This window comes from Rhodanobacter aciditrophus, from assembly GCF_050026795.1.
In the GTDB taxonomy this organism is placed as follows: Bacteria; Pseudomonadota; Gammaproteobacteria; order Xanthomonadales; family Rhodanobacteraceae; genus Rhodanobacter_A.
Genome location: NZ_JALBWP010000006.1, coordinates 1 through 21,740 on the forward strand (window position 1 = coordinate 1; position 21,740 = coordinate 21,740).

Annotated in this window: 11 protein-coding genes; 4 read left to right on the forward strand and 7 right to left on the reverse strand. The window is 69.8% G+C overall.

Going from position 1 to position 21,740, the window contains the following annotated elements; translation table 11 throughout:
• Positions 1-196: 196 nt before the first annotated feature.
• The 4 genes from ACQGNW_RS00160 (at position 197) to ACQGNW_RS00175 (ending at position 6,838) form a co-directional block, all read left to right on the forward strand.
• Positions 197-1,048: a transporter gene (locus tag ACQGNW_RS00160; protein WP_426661038.1), complete on the forward strand. Its 852-nt coding sequence runs from the start codon at positions 197-199 to the stop codon at positions 1,046-1,048.
• Positions 1,049-1,341: 293 nt separating this feature from the next.
• Entirely contained in the window at positions 1,342-2,766 is a 1,425-nt protein-coding gene (locus tag ACQGNW_RS00165; RefSeq protein ID WP_426661039.1) for a sugar porter family MFS transporter, read from the forward strand.
• A gap of 76 nt (positions 2,767-2,842) precedes the next feature.
• A complete protein-coding gene (locus tag ACQGNW_RS00170; protein WP_426661040.1) occupies positions 2,843-3,868 on the forward strand; it encodes a LacI family DNA-binding transcriptional regulator in 1,026 nt (341 codons plus the stop codon).
• 75 nt (positions 3,869-3,943) lie between these two features.
• Positions 3,944-6,838: an EAL domain-containing protein gene (locus tag ACQGNW_RS00175; RefSeq protein ID WP_426661041.1), complete on the forward strand. Its 2,895-nt coding sequence runs from the start codon at positions 3,944-3,946 to the stop codon at positions 6,836-6,838.
• A gap of 40 nt (positions 6,839-6,878) precedes the next feature.
• Here ACQGNW_RS00175 and ACQGNW_RS00180 read toward each other — a convergent pair whose 3' ends face one another.
• The 7 genes from ACQGNW_RS00180 to ACQGNW_RS00210 form a co-directional block, all read right to left on the reverse strand.
• On the reverse strand, positions 6,879-8,369 hold the full coding sequence (locus ACQGNW_RS00180) for an MFS transporter (RefSeq protein WP_426661042.1): 1,491 nt from the start codon (positions 8,367-8,369) through the stop codon (positions 6,879-6,881).
• Positions 8,366-10,555 carry an alpha-L-rhamnosidase-related protein gene (locus ACQGNW_RS00185; protein WP_426661043.1) on the reverse strand — a complete coding sequence of 730 codons (2,190 nt, stop codon included), beginning with the start codon at positions 10,553-10,555 and terminating at the stop codon, positions 8,366-8,368. Before ACQGNW_RS00185 ends, ACQGNW_RS00180 begins: the two co-directional genes overlap by 4 nt.
• Before the next feature lie 243 nt (positions 10,556-10,798).
• Entirely contained in the window at positions 10,799-12,823 is a 2,025-nt protein-coding gene (locus tag ACQGNW_RS00190; protein ID WP_426661044.1) for a glycoside hydrolase family 13 protein, read from the reverse strand.
• Between the two features lie 159 nt (positions 12,824-12,982).
• A complete protein-coding gene (locus ACQGNW_RS00195) occupies positions 12,983-15,352 on the reverse strand; it encodes a glycoside hydrolase family 31 protein (protein ID WP_426661045.1) in 2,370 nt (789 codons plus the stop codon).
• 124 nt (positions 15,353-15,476) lie between these two features.
• Positions 15,477-17,051: an alpha-amylase family glycosyl hydrolase gene (locus tag ACQGNW_RS00200; protein WP_426661046.1), complete on the reverse strand. Its 1,575-nt coding sequence runs from the start codon at positions 17,049-17,051 to the stop codon at positions 15,477-15,479.
• A 17-nt stretch (positions 17,052-17,068) separates the two neighbouring features.
• A complete protein-coding gene (locus tag ACQGNW_RS00205; protein WP_426661047.1) occupies positions 17,069-18,595 on the reverse strand; it encodes a tryptophan halogenase family protein in 1,527 nt (508 codons plus the stop codon).
• Between the two features lie 105 nt (positions 18,596-18,700).
• Complete coding sequence (locus ACQGNW_RS00210; RefSeq protein ID WP_426661048.1) at positions 18,701-21,616, reverse strand: TonB-dependent receptor; 2,916 nt, start codon at positions 21,614-21,616, stop codon at positions 18,701-18,703.
• Positions 21,617-21,740 lie beyond the last annotated feature (124 nt).

Consider the following 21,740-nt stretch of genomic DNA (forward strand, 5'->3'; position numbering starts at 1 on the left):
GGGGGCACGCCGTTGGTGGGGGGCTGGCCGGACGCCGCCGGCACCCCAACCGGGCGGGAGCGCCCGCATAGCCCGGACCACCCGCCCCCCGGCGGCCGCCGGGGCGGCTGATCCACCCGGCCGCCCCCGGTCCCCGCGGAGCCGGCGCCTGGCGCCGGATCCGCTTCGTTGTGTCCCCTCTTAAGGAAGACCTTTCATGCGTAACCAACACTATTGGATGGCGGTCGGCGGCCTGTTGCTGATCGGCGCGCCGGCGGCCCACGCCGCCGCCACCGACAACGGCCAGTTCAGCCTCTCCGCCGGCGCCGACTACAGCAGCGGCAAGTACGGCACCACCAGCACCACCGACATCTGGTCGGTGCCGTTCACCGCCGAGTACCAGTCCAGCAACTGGACCTTCAAGCTGGTCGTGCCGTACATCAACGTCAGCGGCCCCGGCAACGTGATCCCCGGCGTGGGCAAGACCAACAACGGCAACCCGCACGGTCGCGGCCTGGGTCATCTGGTGGGCGGCATCGTGAGCCCCGGCGGCACGGGTACCGGCACCACGACCACCAGCGGCTCGGCCTCGGGCCTGGGCGACGTGGTGGCCTCGGCTGGCTACCAGGTGTTCACCAGCAGCGACCAGACTTTCGGCGTCGACCTCACCGGCAAGGTGAAGTTCGGCACCGCCGACGAGAACAAGGGCCTGGGCACCGGCAAGAACGACTACGGCCTCTCGCTGGACACCTACAAGGTGATCGGCAACACCACCGTGTTCGGCGGCGTGGGCTGGATGAAGTACGGCAGCTCGCAGTACATCAAGCTCAAGAACGGCTTCAACGCGAACGTCGGCGCCCAGTACAAGCTGAGCGCCAGCGACAGCATCGGCGCGTACTACTACTACCGCGAGCGCATCGCCGAGGGCGGTGCGCCGCAGAGCGAGCTCTCCGGCTACTGGAACCACAAGCTGGGCGACAGCTGGCGGCTGCAGGCCTACGTGATGGGTGGCTTCGCCGACGGCAGCCCGGACTACGGCGCGGGTGCCACGCTGAAATACACGTTCTGAGCAAGCCCGCGGCGCCGCGCATGGCGCCGGCGCGCGGAGCAGGCGGCCGGTTCGTCCGGCCGTTTGCGTTTGTGGCTTGCCGGCAGGGCGGTACCTCGTGGCGCCGCAGGCACGTTCGCTGCCGCGCCAGCCGCATCTGCGCGGACGCGCTGAATGCCGTTGGCCGGCGCCGACACCACTGCCCGGGCGGTCGCTGCGCGGCGGCGGCCTGCATACGTATTCAAGGGGACGGCGCGACGGCGGGGCGGCAAGAATCGGAGGCTTGCAGGCGGGCACGCCGAGGGGAGAACGCGATGAGCGCAGTGGGCAGCGTGGAAGGGATGGGCGGGCAGCGCGCGACGGCGCGGGTGGTGTTGATCGCGGCGGCCGCGGCGCTGGGCGGGTTCCTGTTCGGCATGGACACGGCGGTGATCAACGGCGCCGTGGACGCGGTGCGCGCGGGCTTCGGCCTGGGTGCGGGGCAGATCGGTTTCGCGGTGTCCTGCGCGCTGCTGGGTTCGGCGCTGGGCGCCTGGTACGCGGGCCCGCTGGCGGACCGCTGGGGCCGCGTGCGCACCATGCAGGTGGCGGCGGCGCTGCTGGCGGTGAGTGCGCTGGGCTCGGGCCTGGTGCATGGCGTATGGGACCTGGTGCTGTGGCGCCTGATCGGCGGCACCGGCGTGGGCGTGGCTTCGGTGATCGCGCCCGCCTACATCGCCGAGGTGTCGCCGGCGGCGATCCGCGGCCGGCTGGGTTCGATGCAGCAGCTGGCGATCGTGCTGGGCATCTTCGCGGCGCTGCTCAGCGATGCCTGGCTGGCCGGCACCGCGGGCGGCGCGGAGAAAACCTTGTGGCTGGGACTGGAAGCCTGGCGCTGGATGTTCCTTGCCGCGGTGGTGCCGGCGCTGGTCTACGGCACGGTGGTGCTGGGCGTGCCGGAGTCGCCGCGCTACCTGGTGGCGCGCGGCCGGCTCGCCGAGGCGAAGGTGGTGTTGCGCGAGGTGCTCGGCCTGGCCGACGAGGCCGCGCTGGACGGCAAGCTCCACGACATCGGGCACAGCCTGCGCATGGAATACCGCCCCCGCCTCGCCGACCTGCGCGGCAAGTGCGCGGGCCTGCTGCCGGTGGTGTGGATCGGCATCGCGCTGTCGGTGTTCCAGCAGTTCGTGGGCATCAACGTGATCTTCTACTACTCGTCGACCCTCTGGCATTCGGTGGGCTTCAGCGAGGCGGACTCCTTCAGCATCACCGTGGCCACCTCGGTGGTGAACGTGCTGGTGACCCTGGTGGCGATCGCCCTGGTGGACCGGATCGGCCGCAAGCCGCTGCTGGTGATCGGCTCGGCGGGCATGACGGTGACGCTGGCGCTGATGGCGTGGTGCTTCTCGCAGGCCACCGGCAGCGGCGCCACGCTTGCCTTGCCGCACGGCACGGGCATGCTGGCGCTGGTGGCGGCGAACGCCTATGTGGTGTTCTTCGGGGTGAGCTGGGGTCCGGTGGTGTGGGTGTTGCTGGGCGAGATGTTCCCGAACGGCATCCGCGCGATCGCGCTGGCGGTGGCGGCGGCGGCGCAATGGCTGGCCAACTTCGCGATCACCAGCAGCTTCCCTGCGCTGGCCGAGCTGGGCCTGCCGTTCGCCTACGGCCTGTACGCGGCGTTCGCGCTGCTGTCGTTCCTGTTCGTGCTGGGCGCGGTGCGCGAGACGCGCGGGATGGAGCTGGAGGAAATGCGCGCGTAAGGTCTTGCGCGTCGCGACACGGTAGGATGGGGTGCTGGGCGGCGAGTCGCCGCCCGCGCCACGCATCGGGTCGCGGATGAAGGGAAAGGCCACATCGTTCGACATCGCCCATCTTGCCGGGGTCTCGCAGTCCACGGTGTCGCGCGCGCTGCGCGGCAGCCCGCTGGTCAGCGAGGAGACCCGGCGGCGCATCCAGTCCGCCGCCGACCAGCTCAACTACAAGGTGGACAAGAACGCCTCCAACCTGCGCCGCCAGCACACCGGCACGCTGGCGCTGCTGCTGTTCGAGGACCCCACCGCCGACGACTCGCACATCAACCCGTTCTTCCTGTCGATGCTGGGTTCGATCACCCGCGCCAGCGCGCAGCAGGGCTACGACCTGCTGATCTCGTTCCAGCAGTTCTCGCGCGACTGGCACGCCGACTTCGCCGGCTGCCAGAAGGCCGACGGCCTGATCCTGCTTGGCTACGGCGACTACCAGTCGCACCGCGACAAGCTGGAGAAGCTGGTGGCGCAGGGCACGCGCTTCGTGCGCTGGGGCGCAGTGCTGCCCGGCCAGCCCGGCGTGTCGATCGGCTGCGACAACCACGAGGGCGGCCGGCTCGCCACCAGGCACCTGCTTGAACAAGGCTGCCGGCGCATCGCCTTCCTCGGCGACGCCACGCCGCACTACCCGGAATTCCACGAGCGCTACCGCGGCTACGCGGTGGCGCTGCGCGAGGCGGGCCTGGCGGTGGACGGGGCGCTGCAGGCCGACGCCGAAACGACCGAGCGCGCCGGCTACGAGGCGGCGGAATGGCTGCTGGAGCGCGGCATCGCGTTCGACGGCATCTTCGCCGCCAGCGATCTGATCGCCATTGGCGCCCTGCGCGCGCTGGCCGAGCGCGGCATCGCGGTGCCTGACCAGGTGGCACTGGTCGGCTTTGACGACATCCCGATGGCCAGCTTCGTCAACCCCGCGCTCACCACGGTGCGCCAGGACACCGGCAAGGCCGGCGAGGTGCTGGTCGAACAGCTGCTGCGGCTGATCCGCCGCGAGGGCGCCGAGAGCGCGATGCTGCCGGCGGAGCTGAAGGTGCGGCGGTCGAGCCAGCGCCGCTAGCGCTTCACGTTGCCGTGCTCCTGGCGCTGGCATAACCTGCCACCAGCGCAGCCACGCGACGAGTCGGCGTGTCCCATGGAGCGTAGCCAGTCCCAATCGGCGGCCGAACGCGCCTTCGAGCGCATCGCCGAGGCGTACGTGGCACTGGGCGCGGACTGGCGCTGCACCTACGCCAACGCGGCGGCCTGCGCCTTCCTCGGGCGCCGTGCCGGGGAACTGCTCGGCAGGCACATCTGGACGGAATTGCCGGAAGACGCCAGCCGTCCGCTCCGCGAGGCCTGCGAGCGGGCGATGGCCGCGCAGCGGCCGCGCACGGTCGAGATCCGGCTCCAGCCGCTGGGCCGCTGGTTCGAGAGCCGCGTGCATCCCGCGCCCGACGGTCTCACGATCTCATTCCAGGACATCGACGAGCGCAGGCGTGGGGAGGAGCGCCTGCGCGCGCAGCAGCGCCTGATGGAGCAGGCCCAGCGGCTGGCCCGGGTGGGCAGCTGGAGCTGGGAAGTCGCGGCCAACCGGGTCGCCTGGTCGGACGAGCTGTACCGTATCTACGGCGTGGACCCGGCGCGGCACACGGCCACCTTCGAGGCCTACCTGGAGCGCGTGCACCCGGATGACCGCGCGCGCGTGCGCGACACCATCGAACGGGCGCTGCGCGAGGGCGGCACGTTCGAGTTCGAGGAGCGCATCCGCCGCCCCGATGGCGACGAGCGCGCGCTGTACAGCCGGGGCATGGTGGAAACCGATGCGGAAGGCCGCGCTGTGCGCATGCAGGGCATCTGCCAGGACGTCACCGAGCGCAAGCGCGAGGAGCGGATGGCCGCCGGCGTGCATGAGATCCTCTGCGGCATCGCCGCGCAGCGGCCGCTGGCCGAGAGCCTGGCGCGCATCGCCCGACTGCACGAGGAGCAGAACCCCGGCGCGCTGTGTTCGCTGCTGCTGCTCGACGCCGACGGCCGCCACGTGCTGCACGGCGCCGCGCCCAGCCTGCCGGAAACCTACAGCCGCGCCATCCATGGCATGGAGATCGGCGAAGGCCACGGTTCCTGCGGCACGGCGGCGTGGCGCATCGAGCGGGTGGTGGTGGGCGACATCGCCAGCCACCCGTACTGGGCGGACTATCGCGAGCTGGCGCTGGCACACGGGTTGCGCGCCTGCTGGTCGACGCCGGTACTCGGCAGCCACGGCGAAGTGCTGGGCACCTTTGCGGTGTATTACCGCGAGCCGCGCGAGCCGCGGCCGGCCGAGCTGGCCGACATCGACCGCATGCTGCCGGTTGCCAGCATCGCGATCGAGAGCGAACGCCTGCTGGGCCGACTGCGCGAACGCAACCGCTTCTTCGAGATGGCGCAGGAGGTGTTCTGCATCCTCGACCCGCGCCGCGGGCGGCTGGTGCAGTTCAACGCCTTCCTGCAGCACCTCACCGGATGCAGCGCCGACGAGCTGCGCGAGCGCAACTACCGCGAATTCCTGCTGCCGCTGCCCGGCAAGGAGTCGGCCAGTTCGATCCTGGGGCCCACTGGCTTCGGCGCGTCGGCGCGCGAGTCGATCACCCGCTGCGTGGCCAGGGACGGCAGCGAATCCCTGCTGGAATGGACCGCGTTCGCCACGCCCGATGGCTTGCTCTACGCCGTGGCGCACGACATCACCGCGCGTCGCATTGCCGAGCAGAAGCTGCAGCACGCGGCCAGCCACGACGCGATCACCGATCTGCCGCGCCGCCAGCAACTGGAACAGGCGCTCGCCGAACTGCTGCGGGACGGCGGCGCGCCGGTGTGGCTGCTGGTGGTGGGCCTGGACCGTTTCCAGGTGGTCAACGAGTCGGTGGGGCACCTGATCGGCGACGACGTGCTGCGGCGCGTGGCCGGTCGGCTGCGCGCGGCGCTGGGCGTGCAGTGGCAGATCGCCCGCATCTCCGGCGACCGCTTCGCGATGGCGGCCGGCGGCCTCGGCCGGCAGGCGGCGCTGGAGCTGGCCGAACGCCTGCGCAGCGTGGTGGCGCGACCGATCGAGGGACAGGATTACCGCCTGCTGCTCACCGCCAGCGTGGGCATCAGCCACTCGCCCGAACACGGCGACACGCCGGCGACGCTGCTGCGCAGCGGCGTGGCGGCGATGCTGCAGGCCAAGCGCGACGGCCGCGACCGCGTCGGCGAGTTCAGCGCGGCGGAGAAGCGTGCGCTGGAGGAGCGCGTGCTGCTGGGCAGCCGCCTGCGCGACGCCGTGCGCCGCGACGAGCTGGAGCTGTACTACCAGCCGCAGTACAGCGCGCTCGACCACGCGCTGACCGGGTTCGAGGCGCTGCTGCGCTGGAACTGCGGCGAGCTGGGACGGGTGATGCCGGCCCGCTTCATCCCGGTGGCCGAGGCGCTGGGCCTGATGCCAGAGATCGGCGGCTGGGTATTCGCGCAGGCGGCGCGGCAGCTGCGCGAGTGGCTGGATCGCGGCCACCGCGGGTTCACGCTGGCAGTGAACGCCTCGGCACAGCAACTGCAGCACCCGCGCCTGGTCGAGCAGGTGACCGCCGCGTTGCAGCGCCACGGGGTGCCGCCGGCGATGCTGGAGATCGAGATGACCGAGAGCGCGCTGATGGAGAACGTGTCGCGCGTCCGTTCCACGCTGACCGGCCTGAAGACGCTGGGCGTGCACCTGGCGCTGGACGATTTCGGCACGGGCTATTCCAGCCTCGCCTACCTGAAGCAGTTCCCGATCGACAAGCTGAAGATCGATCAGAGTTTCGTGCGCGAATTGCCGGACAACGTCAGCGACGGCGCCATCGCGCAGATCATCATCGAGCTGGCCCACCAGTTGCACATGCTGGTGGCGGCAGAGGGCGTGGAGACTCCGGCGCAGGCCGCCTTCCTCGCCGGCCTGGGTTGCGACGAGCTGCAGGGCAACGGCCTGGGCGCGGCGGTGCCGGCCATCGAGGCGGTGAGGTCCTTCGTCGCGGCGCGCGGCGCCTCCTCGGCGTGAGCGCCGTGTTGGCTGGCGCGGGTGGTCGGCCGGCGCGGCGTCAGGCCGCCTCGCCCGCGCCGGCGGGCGTCTCGCACGGCTCCTGCACGCGCAGCGTGCACAGTCCCGCCACCAGCAGGCTGGCGCCGCCCAGCCCCAGCGCCCAGATCGGCTGGTCGCCGAAGAACAGCTTCAACAGCACGCCCAGCACGCTGGCCGCCATCAGCTGCGGAATCACCACGAAGAAATTGAAGATGCCCATGTAGATGCCCATCTTCGCCGCAGGCAGGTTGTCCGACAGCATCGCGTAGGGCAGCGTGAGGATCGAGGCCCAGGCGAAACCCACGCCGACCATCGAGGCGATCAGCCAGTGTGGGTCGCGGATGAACAGGAACGACAGCAGGCCCAGCCCGCCCAGCCACAGATTGACCAGGTGACTCCAGCGCAGGCCGCAGGCGCGCACCAGCAGCGGGATCGCGATCGCCGCCAGCACGCCCACGCCGTTGTAGGTGCCCATCAGCACGCCGGCCCAGTTCGCGCCTTCGTTGTAGGCGGCGGAGGTGGTGTCGCTGCTGCCGTAGAAATGGCTGGCGACGGCGGGAGTGGTGTTGATCCACATCGCGAACATCGCGAACCACGAGAAGAACTGCACCCAGTTCAGCCGGCGCATCGCGCGCGGCATGCCGTACAGGTCGCCCATGATCTGGCGCAGCGCGCCCCGGCGGCGCGTGCGCGCCAGCCACACGAACAGCGCGCCGGCGCCGGCGAGGCCGCCGGCCAGCAGGTAGAGCTCCTCGCGCAGCGCGTAGTGCCGGATCAGCACCAGCAGCGCGACGCCCAGCAGCAGGAACAGCGCGCCGGGCTTCCACGCGTCCGCCACGGTCGCCGGTTCCTCCGCCACGTGGCTGTCGGCGAAGGACTCCAGCTGCTCCGGCGGATATTCGCGCGTGCTGAGGATGGTCCACAGCATCGCGCCGAGCAGCACCACCGCGCCTGCGTAGAAGGAATACATCACCGAGTGCGGCACCTCGCCGGCCGGCGCGGTGTTGGCCACGCCGAAGCGGGTGAGCACGTAGGGCAGGAACGACGCGACCACCGCGCCGACGCCGATGAACACGCTCTGCATCGCGTAGCCCAGCGGCCGCTGCTTCGGCGGCAACTGGTCGCCCACGAAGGCGCGGAACGGTTCCATCGACACGTTGAACGAGGCATCCATGATCCACAGCAGGCCGGCCGCTACCCACAGCGCGGGCGAGTTCGGCATCGCCAGCAGGGTCAGCGTGGCCAGCACGGCGCCGGCGAAGAAGTATGGCCGGCGGCGGCCGAAGCGGCCCCAGGTGCGGTCGGAGCAGTAACCGATCAGCGGCTGCACGATCAGGCCGGTGAGCGGTGCGGCGACAAACAGCACCGGGATCTGGTCCACGTTCGCGCCCAGCGTCTGGAAGATGCGGCTGACGTTGGCGTTCTGCAGCGCGAAGCCGAACTGGATGCCGAGGAAGCCGAAGCACATGTTCCAGATCTGCCAGAAGGACAGCTCGGGCTTGCGCGTCATGGAGCGCTCCCCGCGGCCGGCAGCGGCACGATGCGCAGCGCGCCCACGTCGGCGTCGTTCAGCGGGCCGCCGCTGCCGCCCGCGCCGCCGGTGTAGTGCGCGTTGTGCGCGAGGTAGCTCATGTTGAAGCCCCGTTCGAGTGCGAAGCGGCAATGCGCGCCCGCGTTGGCGCTGAATTGCGCGGTGGTGGACAGCTGCTCGCCGATGCTGTGCGGCATCACCATCGGCACGGTCTGCACCGGGCTGCCCTCGCAGCGGATCACGAGTTGCTTCACCGCGGCGGTGATGCCGGTGTTGATCGGGCCGTGGTCGTTGCGGTAGCGCAGCGCCACCTGGTAGCGGCCGGCGGCGGGCGCGATCCATGTGCGCGGCCAGTGGCCGTCGACGCTCGCGAACGGGCCTTCGCACCGCGACGGACTCTGCAGCGATTCGAGGTGGTCGGCGCCGGTCTGCGTGACGCTGAAGCACTGCAGTGCCTCCGCGGCGGGCACCGCGAGCGTACCGGCTATCGTGCCCACGCGTCGTCCGTTGAGGTAGAGCACGCCGGGTGCGGCGGCGTGCACCTGCCAGTTCGCGCCGTCGCGCGTCACCTCCGGTGCGGCCGGGGCGGGCGGCGCGAACGGCGGCACCTTGCCGCGCAGCGGGAGTTCGGCCACCTTGACCGCCTTCAGCCAGACCACGCTGTCGTCGCCGTGCCGCTCGACGCGGTCGGCCACCAGCAGGTTGCCGGCGAGCTTCTGCGGGCGTTGCAGCGTGATGCGGCCGCCCGGCAACTGCAGGCTGATCGTGTCCTTGTCGCCGAACAGCATCGGCACCAGCGCAACCGGCAGCTTCGGCTCGATGCGGCCGTCGGATTCGAGCCCGAACACACCCTCGCCCACCATTGCCAGGTAGCCGGCCACCGACCACAGCTGGCGCGGCGAATCCACCACCGGACCGCTGAGCTTGCCGTCGTCGACGTGGGTGGCCTCGGTGGTGAGTTCGTAGTTCTCCATGTTGGAGCCGGCCAGCGCGGCGCCACGCATGATCGAGGCGATCTCGAACGCGATGTGCGCGGGGTCGTCGAGCTTGCGCGCGGCGCGCAACGCGTAGGCGCTCACGAACGGCCAGATCGCGCGGTTGTGGTAGATCGGCTGGTCGGCGCGCTCGGGCCAGACCACCGGGCTGCCGGCCGGCCACACCGGGTAGTTCGCCAGCGCCTGGCGGGCACGGTCGCCGTCGGCCACGCCGCTGTCGATGGCGAACGCGATGCCGAGCAGGTCGTAGGTGTCGTACGGCGCGCCGTCGCCGCCGATGTAGCTCATGTACATGCCGCGGTCGTCGCGCCAGAAGTGCGCGTTGATCGCCGCCTTCAGCGCGTCGGCTTGCGCCTGGTAGTCCGCCGCACGCGCGTCGTGGCGTTCGCCCGCCAGGCGCGCGGCGAGCAGCAATGCCTGGTAGTGCAGCACGTTGGTGGACAGCGAGAACGACTGCGCGATCGGCACCACGTCGTTCTGCGTCCACGCGGGATAGGTCTGCTCGCGCCAGTCGAGGAAGGAGGTCTCGCCGCGATACAGGCCCATGCGCGCGTCGAACGCGTACTCACGATCCTGCGCCAGCGTGTTGGCGAGCGCCTGCCAGGTGTCGCCGGCGAACGCGGCGTCATCGAGCAGGTGGCGCGCGCCGAGGAACCACGCCACGCGGTCGGTGCTCACCGGCCAGCTGCCGCCCGAGCCGGTGTCCTGCATCGCGAAGGGTCCCTTCGGCTCGCCGGGCACGCGGGTATCGGAAAGCTTGAACAGCAGGCCGTTGCGCGAGCGAGCGGCGTCGTAGCGCCACAGGCCGAGGTCGATCGAGAACGACAGGTCGCGCGTCCACACGTACGGCCACTTCTCCCCGGTGGCGAAGCAGTGGCAGGGAATCGGCTGGTTGTGGTCGTAGGCGCCGTCGCGGATCGCGTCCACGGAGTCCTGCCGCAGGTCGTCCTGCGCCATCGCGTAGAGGCCGTCGAACAGCGGGCTGGCGGTCTGCGCCGCATACCGCGGCGCGGGGATCGTGCGCTTGCCGTGCGCGGCCCGCAGCAGGAAGCCGCCGCCGGGCTGGACCTGCACGCTGGCGCCCTGGCCGCGCCAGTGCAGGCTGTCGTGCCACAGCGGGCCATGCGCGGCGGCGGTCAGCGCCAGCATCAGGTTGCCGAAGATGCTCATGCGGCGGTCCTCCGCCGGGCGTGGCGCGCGATGGCGTGCGTGACGGTCTTGCTCATGTCGGTCTTCCCTCGATCCGGCCGACGGGCCGCGGCCTCATGCGCTGGCCCGTCGTCTGCGTATCAGCGGCCCCCCGTGGCCGGACGGCCGCAGGCACGTGCCTGCGGCCAGGTCCGGGGCCAGTGTACGCAGATATAGCCGTGCTTGTGTCGGAAACCCTTCCGCCGCGGGAAGGAAGGGGGCGGCTCATTGCGCCAGGATCACGCCGTAATGGCCCTCCACGTTTACCGTGACGTTGCCGCCGCTGACCGTGTACTTGTTGCCGGTGATCAGGTCGGTGACCTGGCTGCCGTTGGTCATGCTGAGCTCGTACACCGGCACCGTCACCGTCTCGGTGTTGCTGGTGCCGTTCAGGGCCACCGCGATGCGGTTGGTCTTGTCCATGCGGCCGAACGCGTAGATGTCGTGCGTATCGTCGGTGAGCAGGGTCATGAACGAGCCGGTGCGCAGCGCGGGGTACTGGTTGCGGATGCGGATCAGCTGCTGGGTCAGCGCCACCGCGGCGTTGCCGGTGGTGGCCTGGCTCCAGTCGAAGGTGCGGCGATTGTCCGGGTCGGCACCGCCCTGCATGCCGTACTCGTCGCCGTAGTAGATGGTGGGCGTACCGACGTAGGTCATCTGGAAGATCAGGCCCAGGTAGGTTTTCCAGATGTCGCCGCCGCAGCGCGTGGCGAAGCGCGAGGTGTCGTGGCTGCCCAGGAAGTTGGTCATGGTCTGCTGCACGTCGACGGGCAGGTCGGCGCGCGTGCCGTGCAGCCAGCTGTCGAGCTGGCTGGGCGTGAGCGAGGCGCTGTTGCCGCTTTCGTCCACGCCGCAGATCCACTCCGACACCGGCTGGGTGAAGCCGTTGTAGTTCATCGCGCCGTCCCACTCGGCACCGTCGTCGAGCCAGGACGAGGCGTCGCCCCAGTACTCGCCGATGATCGTGGCGTTCGAGTTCGCCGATTTCACCGCCGTGCGCATTTCCCGCATGATCTGGTGGTTGGTGGCGTCGCTGCCGTTGTTGCCGCCGGCATCGAGGTATTGCGCCGCGTCCAGGCGCCAGCCGTCGATGCCGTAGGGCGGCGCCAGCCAGGTCTGCACCACCGAGCCGGAGTTGCCGTAGATCTGGTTGCGCGTGGCCGAGCCGCTGGCGCCGTAGTCCAGCTTGGGCATGCTGGGGATGCCGAAGAACGTGGAGTAGCTGCCGGGCCAGCTCTGGAACGTGTAGTAGCTGTAGTACGGGCTGGACTGCGACTGGTAGGCGCCCTGCTGCGGGCAGGAGATCGAGCCGTAGCTTGCCTTGCCGAACCAGCAGCTGCTGTCGCCGCTGTGGTTGAACACGCCGTCGAGGACGAGGTAGCCGCGCGGCCCGTTGCTGCTGCTGTGCACGTCGCCGATCAGCTGCTGCAGCGTGCTGTTGCTGCCGAAGGCGGGATCGACCGTGTAGTAGTCCTGGGTGTCGTACTTGTGGTTGGTGGGCGAGGAGAAGATCGGGTTCAGGTAGATGATGTCCGCGCCCAGCGTGTTCTTGATGTAGCCCAGCTTCTGGTCGACGCCGGCGAGGTCGCCGCCGAAGAACACCTCGCTGTTGCAGCCGCTGACGTTGGCGGTGACGCCGGTGCCCCAGGCGTGTTGTTCGGTGGCGCAGCCGGCGTAGGTGTACTGGCCGTTGGTGACGTCGTTGGCCGTGTTGCCGTCGTAGAAGCGGTCGGGAAAGACCTGGTACATCACGCCGTTCTTTATCCAGGATGGCGTCGTGAAGCCCGGGACGACGAAGAAGTCGCCGGACGACGGCTCGCTGCCGGTGATGCCGGCCGCGTTGTACCAGGCGACCGCGCTGCCGTCGTTGATCTGGAAGCGATAGTACTTCTCCGACGAGCTGGCCGGGATGGTGCCCTGCCAGAGGTCGTAGGTGCCGGTGGCGTCGTTGGCCACCCAATGCATCGCCACCCAGTGGAACTGGCCGTCGGCGCTGTCGTAGTACTTGATGTTGGCGCTGGTGATGTCGCCCTTGTAGGTGCGGAAGGTGAGCGCCACCGGCGTGCTGGCGGTGGGTTCGGGGGCGCTGTCGTACAGCGGGCCCTGGTCGTGGAACAGGCCGGCCCATTCCACGTTGTTGTCGTTGCTGGCGGCGTGTGCGGCGGTGCTCCACAGCGATGCGCCGGGCAAGGCCAGCGTCAGGCACAGTGCGAGCGGCAGCCTGCGCAGGCCGTGGCGAGCGCGCTTCATCGGATGCTTCATCGAAACCCCTCCCGGATCGGACTGGGCGAATGCCGCCACGCTGGCCGGGGCCCAGGGCCGGCGTCTCCTCGCGTGGCGGCGATGGTGGCCTTGTCCGGCCGCGAAGCTCCCGTGCGCCGCGTGCTCATGCACGCGGCGCAGTCCCCCTCAATGCGTGGCGCCGGCGTGCAGCGTCAGCGCGCGTGCCGTGCCCGCGTCGAGCTTGAGCACGGTGAGCGGACCGTAGCGGTCGTTGCCGGCGACCCAGCCTTCGCCGTCGGCGGCGGCCAGTTCGGCCGGCGTCGCGTACCGACGCAGCGTCGCACCGCCGGCGTCGACGCTGCCGGCCGCGATGCCGTGCACGCGCACCAGCCAGCGGCTCAGCGCGGGGCGGTAGCTGCCTTGCGGCGCCGCGGCGCTGAAGCTCACGGTGTCGCCACTGCGCTGCGTGGCGAGGCGCTGCAGGTAATAGACGCCGCGCTGGTAGGCGTAGGTTTCGCCGTCGTCGTCGTAGTAGTCGAAGTGGCTGGTTGTGGCGGCGGGGAACACGTCCACCGCGACGACGGCAACCGGATGCTGGCCGACATGGTCCATCACCGGCTGGGTGGGGATGATCGCGCCGGCGCGGACGAACAGCGGGATGTCGCGCCAGGTCTTCGCGTCCGTCGCCACGGTGATGGTCTGGCCGCCCGGGTAGACCTTGCCGCTGGCCCAGTCGGTCCAGGTGCCCGCGGGCAGGTAGATGCGTTTGGAGGTCTGGCCCTGCTCGACCACCGGCGACACCAGCATCCAGTCGCCGAACAGCCAGGCGTCCACGTCGTTGCGCGCGGTCGCGTCGTGCGGCCAGGCGAAGCTGAGCGGCTGCACCAGGCCCACGCCCTGCGTGCTGGCGCGGTGCTGGTAGCTGTAGATGTAGGGCATGAGCGCGTAGCGCAGGCGGATCGCGCGCGTGGCCGCCGCCTCGGCCACCGGGCCGTAGCGCCACGGCTGGCGCTTCTCGTCGAGCTCGCCGTGCACGCGGAAGATCGGCGTGAACGCGCCGAACTCGATCCAGCGCGCGTAGTTCTCGTCCGAGGGATGGCCGTGGAAGCCGCCGCCGTCCATGCCCCACTGCATCTCGCCCACGTCGATCGCGCTGAGCATGCGCGCGCGCTGGCCGGCCATGCTGGCCCAGCCGGTGGGGATGTCGCCCGACCACAGGCCATAGGCGTAACGCTGCGCGCCCAGCCAGAAGTCGCGGTTGATCGACCACACGCGCTGGCCGGAATGCGCGCGCTGGCCATCGAACGTGGCGCGCTGCATGTTGAGGAACTGCGTGTTGCTCCGGGTGGTGTCGGCCTCGTCGTTCCACCAGCCCACGATGCCGGTATCGAAGCTGTGCGCGAGCTGCGGGCTGAACCACCACGCGCGCGCGGCCGGCTTGTCGAAGTCGATGTCCTTCACCGGCAGGTGCGAGAAGTAGTCCGGGCTGGCCTTCTCGCCGGGCAGCCACAGGTCGTGCGCGGTGGCGTAGCGGCCCTCCACCGTGTTCACGTGCACGCGCGGCTTCATGATGCCGGTCATGTGCACGCCGAGCGCGTCCATGTCGGCCTTCAGCTTGCCGCTGGCGCCGTCGGGGAACTTCACCGGGTTCCAGCTGAACTCGCCCCAGTCCTTGCCCCAGTCCTTCCAGTCGAAGTCGAAGGTGAAGGCGTCGAGCGGGATGTGCTTGGCACGGTAGGTGGCGACGATCCGGCGGAACTCGTTCTCGTCGATACCCCACTGGCTGTTGATGAAACCGTTGGCCCACTTCGGGAACAGTGGCGCGTGGCCGCTGAGGTCGGCCAGTTCGCCGAACAGCTCGGCGGGCGTGCCGGCGAGGAGGTAGTAGTCGGCGTCGGGGCGTGCGTACCCGCCGATGCTGATGCGCCCGCCGGCAAGGTCGAAGTCGGCGCCGTCGCAGTCCACCAGCACGCCGTAGCCCGCGCTGCTCCACACGAACGGCGCGCCGGCATGGCCCTGCTCGCCGGCCTTCGCCACCTGCCTGCCCTTGCGCAGCAGGCCGGCACCCGCGTTCTCGGTGGCGTTGTAGCCGCCGATGCCGTACAGCGCGTCGCCGGGCGCGTGTTCGAGCACGATGCGGCCCTGCGCCAGCGCGGCGAAGTCGGCCTGGCGCAGCAGCGGATGGCCCTGCGCATCGCTCACGTCGAGCTTGCCGCTGGCGCGGTGCCAGGTGGCGACGAGACGGTCGGAGCGCAGCGTCACCGTATCGCCGCTGCGCTGCACCTGCGGCTGGAACCGCGTCGCGCTGGCCGCGTGCGGGTCCATCACCAGGCTGGCGGGCGTGGCGCCGCCTTTCGGCAGGTAGTGCACGTGCAGCACGCCGGGCGCCGGCATCTGCAGCGCGAGCGTGCCGCTGCCCAGGGGCAGTTGCAGGCCGTCGCTGCCGGCGCGTTGCGCCGGCGCGGTGGCGGCGTCCGGCGCTGCGAGTGCGAGCGGGGCGAGGCCGAGGCCCAGCAGGACGGCCAGGGCGAACGCGTGCAGTTTCGGTGTCGTCATCGTGCGGTTCCGGGTTGGCTGGTCTGGTTTTCCCCCGCGCGCAGGCGGAGATCGGCGGTGGCGGTGCGGGCGCCGGGTGGCGCCCTGTCCGGCCCGCCGCTGCAGGCAGCGGCGGGCGCGTCGTCTATTGCAGGATCGCGCTGCCGTAGGCGGGCAGCAGCAGACGATCGCCGGCGATGCGGGTGCCTGGCAAGCTGTGCTTCAGCAGGCTGCGGAAGCGCGGCGCGGGCAGTGTCACCGTCTGCGGCTGGCCGGAGAGGTTGTGCAGCACCAGCACGTCGCCGTGCGCGTCGTGCAGCTCCCACGCGGCCACCTGCAGGTTGGCGTCGCGCCAATCGCGCAGCGCGCCGTCGCGCAGCGCAGGGACGTCGCGCCGCCACTGGATCAGCATGCGGTACCAGTTGAGCAGCGAATGCGGATCGGCCTGCTCGGTCTGCACCGACACGGCGCTGCCGTCGCCCGCGCTCCAGCCTTCCCACGTCGTCTCGCCCGCGCCCTTGCCGGCGCGGTACCAGCGCATCGGCTCGCGCAGGTGCGGGTCGGGCTTCTCGCCGCGCATGCCCAGCTCCTCGCCGTAGTAGACGAAGGGATGGCCGGGCAGGGTGAGCAGCATCGCGGCGGCGGTGCGCATGTGCTCTGGATTGCCGTCGAGCTGGCTCATCACGCGTTCCTGGTCGTGGTTCGACAGGAACGGCGCGTCGTCGAAGCGGCCGTTCGCGGCCTTCCGGTAGGCGTCGCTCATGCGCTGCAGCGTGGCGCCGAGGTCGCGGTCGCGCTCCTGCTGCGCGCTGTCGATCAGCCGCGTCGCCAGCGGGAAGTTGAACACCGCGTCCAGCGAGGCCATCCACGGCACCAGGTTGTCGGGGTTGTGCCGCGCCACCTCGCCGACCACCCAGGCATGCGGGTTCGACGCGTCGATGCCCTGGTGGAATTCGCGCCACCACGCGAGGTTCTTCTTCAGCGCGACCGGGTTGTCGCCGTCGGTCTCGCGGTCGTCGTAGACGTGCTGCGCGGCGTCGAGGCGGAAGCCGTCCACGCCCTTGTCCAGCCAGAACCGGCCCACCTTGATCATCTCGGCGCGCACGGCGGGGTTGTCGTAGTTCAGGTCGGGCATCTGCGCGGTGAACACGCCAAGGTAATGTGGCCTTGAAGCCGCCTGCCCGCCGCCTGCCGCATGCCAGAGCGGGCCGCCGGTGGCGCTGATCTGCTTGAGGTCGGTGGCCGGCGTGGCCCAGCTGTACCAGCCGTGGTAGGGGTTGTGCGGGTCCTGCGCGGCCTTGAACCAGGGCGACTGGTCGCTGGTGTGGTTGATCACCAGGTCGAGCACCACCTTGATGCCGCGCTGGTGCGCCTCGCGCACGAGCCGCTCGAAGTCGGCCATGGTGCCGTACTGCGGGTTGATCGCCTCGTAGTCGGTGATGTCGTAGCCGTGGTAGCTGGGCGAGGGGTTGATCGGCATCAGCCAGATGCCGTCCACGCCCAGCGACTTCAGGTAATCGAGCTTCGCGGTGACGCCGTTGAGATCGCCGATGCCGTCGCCGTTGGTGTCGTACCAGCTGCGCACGAAGATTTCGTAGTAGGTGTCGGAGGGTGCCTGCGCCGTGGCGGTGGCGGTGGCGGGTGCGGCGGCCAGTGCCGGCGTGGCCGGCAGCAGCAGCGTGGCGGACAGCAGGAGCAGACGGCGTAGCAAGGTTTTCAAGGGGTTTTCTGCCATGGTCAGGCCTCGGCGGGCGTGGGCGTGCCGCAGTGGCGCGCCACGAACTCCTGGTGCGGCGGCAACGTGCTTGCTGCGCGGCCGACCAGGGTGCGGATGTCGGCGAGGAACTGGTCGAGCTGCTGGTCGCCCAGCTCGTCGGCCAGCGGGTGGTGGCGCGCCGGCTCGATGCGCTGGCCCAGCAGCACCTGCAGCCAACCGGTCTCGGTGAACAGCTCGTCGGCCTCGCGGAAGATCATGCCGGCGCGGCGGAACAGCTCGATGCGGCGCGCCAGTTCCGGTGGTATCTCCATCGCACCACACTGCCGCCAGAATGGTGTGTCGGTGCGTTCGGTGGCCTTGTAGTGCAGGATCAGGAAGTCGCGCACCCGCTCGTATTCGAAGCGGGTCTGGCGGTTGTACTCGTCCGCCAGTGCCGGGTCGCAATGGCGGTCGGGGAACATCGCCAGCAGGCGGTTCACGCCCGACTGCACCAGGTGGATGCTGGTCGATTCCAGCGGCTCCATGAAGCCGGCGGCGAGGCCCAGCGCGAGGCAGTTGCGGTTCCACGCCAGCCTTCGCATGCCGGTGACGAAGCGCAGCGGGCGCGGATCGCCCAGCGGCTCGGTCTCCAGGTTGGCCAGCAGCTGCGCGGTGGCCTCGTCGTCGCTGATGAAGCCGCTGCAGTACACGTGGCCGTTGCCGGTGCGGTGCTGCAGCGGAATGCGCCACTGCCAGCCCGCGGTGCGCGCGCTGGCCTGGGTGTACGGGCGCATCGGCCCGCCCGGCGCGCTGCCCACCGCCAGTGCGCGGTCGCAGGGCAGCCAGTGCTGCCAGTTCTCGTAGCCGGTCCTCAGTACGCCCTCGATCAGCAGACCGCGGAAGCCGGAGCAGTCGATGAAGAAGTCGCCCTCGACCGTCGCGCCGCCGTCCAGCAGCAGCGACTCGATGTGGCCGTCGTCGGCGCGCAGGCGCACGTCGACCACCTTGCCCTCGATGCGCTCCACCACGCCGGGCTGGATGCGCCCGCGCAGGTACTGGCCGTACAGCGAGGCGTCGAAATGGTAGGCGTAGCGGATGCCGCCCAGCGGGCTGTTCGGCACCGTGTCCATCCGCGCGAAGCGGTTCCGGGCGGCAGCGGCCGCATTCAGCGAATGTGCCCACAGGCTCTGCGCGCCGGGCCGGCCGCGGCTGCGCAGCCAGTAGTGGTGGAACGGCGTCAGGCCCAGCGGCAGGCCCAGGTCGCCGAACGCGTGGATGTAGGAATCGCCCAGCCGGCCGAAGTCGTTGAGCTGCACACCCAGCTTGAAGGTGCCGTGCACGGCACGCAGCATGTCGTCCTCGTCGATGCCGAGGAAGCGGTTGATGTGCAGGATCTGCGGGATCGTCGCCTCGCCCACGCCGACGGTGCCGATCTCGGCGGATTCCACCAGCTTGATCTGCAGTTGCGAGCCCAGCGCGCGCGCCAGCAGGGCGGCGGTCAGCCAGCCGGCGGTGCCGCCGCCCACGATGACGAGCTGGCGGATGCGCGTGTCGCCGGTGTCGCCCATGCGCTGGCTCCTGTGCTGCCCGCCGCACGCGGCGGGGATGGAGAGAAAAATGCCCCGCCGGAATCCGCACGGCGGGGCATACGGGGAGTCAAGCTTGTCAGAACATCACTGGAACTTGTACGACACGCCCAGCGAGTAGGTGCGGCCGTAGCGTTCCCACATCAACACCTGACGCGGATCCTTGTTCTGGAACGTGGTGAAGAGCTTGTTCGACAGGTTCGAGCCCTGCGCGATCAGGGTCAGGCCCTTGAAGCGGCCGCTGTCGAACGTGTAGCTCACCTGGGCGTCGTAGGTGCTGCCGCCCTTCAGCGTCTGCTCGATGCGCGTGGCGCTGATGCCCGCCACCTCGCCCAGGAAGTCCGAGCGGTAGCTGTCGCTGATGCGCGCCTCGAAGCCGTCGTGCTGGTAGTACAGCGTGCCGTTGGCGACCCACTTCGACAGGCCCGGCACGGTGATCGGCGTGGCATTGCCGGAGTAGACCAGCGAGCTCTTGTTGCGGTTGGCGGTGAGGATCATGCCGAAGCCGTCCAGCGGCTGGGCGATCAGGTTGAACGGCAGGTTCAGGGTGCCCTGGATGCCCTTCACGTAGCCGTGGCCGTCGTTGGTGGGTCCGGAGACGATGCCGTAGGGGGTGCCCAGCTGGCTCAGCTGTGCCGGGCTGAGGGTGAACGGCAGGAAGGCGCTGAAGTCGTACAGGAAGGACGCGCTCGGGTTGATGTAGTCGTGCAGCCCGATGAAGTAGCCCGACACCGAGAAGTAGCCGCCACCGCCGCCGCTGCGGCACAGGTCCGAGTTCTTCTGGTCGGTGGAGTTGCACTGGTAGCCCGAGGCCGGCGCCGAGAAATAGTGCTCGTAGCTGACGTTGAAGTTGTCGGCCATGATGGGTGTCAGCTTCGGGTTGCCGCCCGAGGCGCTGAAGAACGCCTGGTTCGGGTCGGTGCTGGACAGGTGCGTGACGTTGCCGCTCACCCCGAGGCTGGCATTCATCTGGTCCATGCGCGGGCGGGCCAGCGTACGCGCGGCGCTGACGCGCAGATCGTCGTTGTCGGTGAAGCCGAAGATCAGGTTCGCGCTGGGCAGGTAGCGGGTGTAGCTGGTGCTGCCGGTCACCGGGATCAGCGTGATCGCGTTGCCGGTGATGGCGCTGCCTGGCGCCACGCGCTCGCCGGTGGCGCGCTGGGCGGTGTGCTGCATCTGCATGCCGAAGTTGCCGCGCAGGCTGATGCCGCCCAGGTAGGTGTCGATGTTGAACTGGAAGTACGGGGTGAAGACGTTCTCGTGCGTCTTCCAGTTCGGCGGCATGCCGGTGTTGGAACCGAACGTCGGCACGTTGACCAGGGTGCCGTTGTCGATCAGGGCGAACGGGTTGTAGCAGAGCTGCGGGCCGATGCCCATCCACGACAGCGGATCGCAGCTGCTGCCGCCCTGGATCGGCGCGCTCGTGACTGCGCTGCCGCCACTGATGGTGCCGCCGCCCAGGGTCAGGAAGGCCTGGTCGATGTGGTAGGTCTTGTTGCGGTTGCTGTTGCTCACGCCGAAGTCGACGCTGGAGAACGGACCGCTGGCGAAGCTGCGTTCCACCGCGATGCGCAGGTTGGCGAGGTAGTCGACGGTGCGCGGCGCGTTGATGAAGCCGGCCTGCACCACGTCGTTGCCGCCACCCCAGCCCTGCGGGTCGGTCAGCACCACGCCCTGGGTGTTGTCCAGCGACGGGTCGACGTACAGCAGGCCGTTGCCGAGCTCGCTGAAGCCGATGGTGTCGGTGGGGCCGCTCTTGTTGAAGCCGAAGCCCGAGTAGCTTTCCAGGTTCACGTCATGGCGCGTGGCGCGCGAGTAGTTCCCGTCGACGTCCACCGACCAGTTCTCGTTGATCGTGAACTTGTTGTCCCAGTTGAAGTTGTAGACCCGGGCGCTGGTGCTGTTGTAGTCGTTGCGGATCACGGGCGACACCCCGGTGTAGGTGCCGCTGGTGTCGAATCCGTTGGATGCCGTGGCCGAGGCGAGCGGGGCGCCGCCCCACCAGAGCGGCAGCTCCATGCCCTTGGCCTGCTGGACTTCCTTGAAGTTGTCGTAGGTGAGGTCGATGGTGCCGGTGTAGAACTCGTTCGGCTGCCACTGCACGGTGGCGAGCACGCCGTTGCGCTTCATGGTGTCGGTGATGCCGTAGTTCTTCGAGCCGCCCACCACGAGGTTGCCGTTGTTGTCGTTGGGATAGCCCCACGGCGCCTGGTGCTGGATCTGCGAGGGGTTGTCCTCGAGGTCCACGCCCAGGGTCACGCCGATCGTGTGGTCGGCGAACTGGTTCACCCACACGCCGTTGAGGTCGTGGCCCTTGTTGCTGACGCCCTTGCCTGGCGCCAGCTCGGACATGTCGTTCCAGATGTACTTGGCATTCACCGCCGCCTCGGGGCCGCTCTTCTCCAGCGGGCGGATCGTGTGCATGTCCACCGTTCCGGTGAGGCCCTGGCCGATCAGGTCGGCCTCGGGGCTGAGGTGCACCACCACGTTGTCGAACCAGCTCGACGGGTACTGGTCGAACTGCACGTCGCGGTTGTTCGAGGTGGACACCTGCTGGCCGCCGTTGATCAGCGCGGTGGAGAAGTCGGGGCCGAGGCCGTGGATCGTCAGCACCTGCGGGCGACCATTCAAGGTCTGCACCGCGAGGCCGGGCAGGCGGCCCAGCGTGTCGGCGATGGAGGTGCCGGGCAGCTTGCCGACCTGCTCGGCCGAGACCGCCTCGACGATGGTGCTGGCGTTCTTCTTCAGCGCCGTGGAGTTCTCGATGCTGCTGATGAAGCCGTTCACCTGCACGGCCTGCATCTGCTTCGCCTGCTGCTTCTCCTTGCGGCTGCTCTTGTCGGCCTTGGAGTTCGCGTCGGCGGTCTGGCCGCTGCTGGTGTTCTGCTGGCTGTCCTGCTGCTGCGCGGCGGAAGCCGGCGCGTTGGCGGCGCTGGCCACGGCGCACGTGCCGAAGCAGGCCGACGCGATCGCCATGGCCAGCAGCTTGTGTTTCATCAACATGTCTCGTCTCCCCACGAAATGGTCGGTGTCTGTCGTTGTCGCGGCGTGAACCGTCCGGCGATTCCATCGGCGGCAGTTGTCGGCAGCCGGCTTGCGCCTGCGCACCTCGTCGCGTGATTGCATG